The sequence below is a fragment of the Catellatospora methionotrophica genome (genome assembly GCF_011297335.1).
Lineage (GTDB): Bacteria > Actinomycetota > Actinomycetes > Mycobacteriales > Micromonosporaceae > Catellatospora > Catellatospora methionotrophica.
The window spans coordinates 1-851 of the sequence record NZ_JAAOTJ010000053.1 but is presented as its reverse complement, the minus strand read 5'-3'; the positions used below and the strand labels follow the sequence as shown (position 1 = coordinate 851).

Here is an 851-nt window from a genome sequence, read left to right as displayed (position 1 = left end):
CCTTCCGATCTGTCTGATGAGCGTTGGGCGCTGATCGAGCCGTTGTTGACCGAGTGGCGGGCGGCGCGTGGTGGGCTGGGTATCAGGCCGCCGGTTCACGATCTGCGGGAGATCGTGAACGCGATCTTGTATTTGAACAGGGCGGGTGTGCCTTGGGAGTACTTGCCGCACGACTTTCCGCCGGCCAAGACGGTCTATGACTACTTCGCCAAATGGGCCAAGGACGGCACGACGCAGAAGATCCACGATCTGCTGCGTACGAGGGTGCGGCGGGCGGCCGGGCGTTCGCCTCAGCCCAGCGCGGTGGTGCTGGATGCCCAGAGTGTGAAGACGTCATCGAACGTTGCCGAGTCCGCTCAGGGCGTTGACGCGGCGAAGAAGATCAAGGGCCGTAAGCGGCATGTCGCGGTGGACACGCTCGGGCTGCTGCTGCTTGTTCTGGTCACGGCGGCGTCGGTGCATGACACCGCCGGTGGCAGGGACCTGGTCGGGCAGTTGGCGGCCGGGTTCCCGACGGTGTCGAAGGCGTGGGTCGATATGGGTTACAAGAAGAGTGTGGTCGAGGCAGGTTCTGCTCTCGGGATCGATGTCCAGGTCGTAGTGAAAGACCCTGCGGTGAAGGGCTTCGTACCGAACGTGCGCTGGCCGGTGGAGCGGACGTTCGGCTGGTTGATGCTGCATAGGCGCCTGGTCCGCGATTACGAGGGCTCGGAGCGGCACTCGGCTTCGCTGATCCACTGGGCGATGATCGGCACCATGAGCAGGCGGTTGACCGGTGAAGCTGTCCCGTCTTGGCGCGATCCCGCACCCAAAACGGATACAACCTCACCGATCTGAACCAGTCACCCTCT

Annotated in this window: 1 protein-coding gene; it reads left to right on the top strand. The window is 63.7% G+C overall.

Going from position 1 to position 851, the window contains the following annotated elements; all coding sequences use genetic code 11:
* On the top strand, positions 1-837 hold an 837-nt coding region (locus tag HAV40_RS37850), incomplete at its 5' end, for an IS5 family transposase (RefSeq protein ID WP_205694012.1).
* Positions 838-851 lie beyond the last annotated feature (14 nt).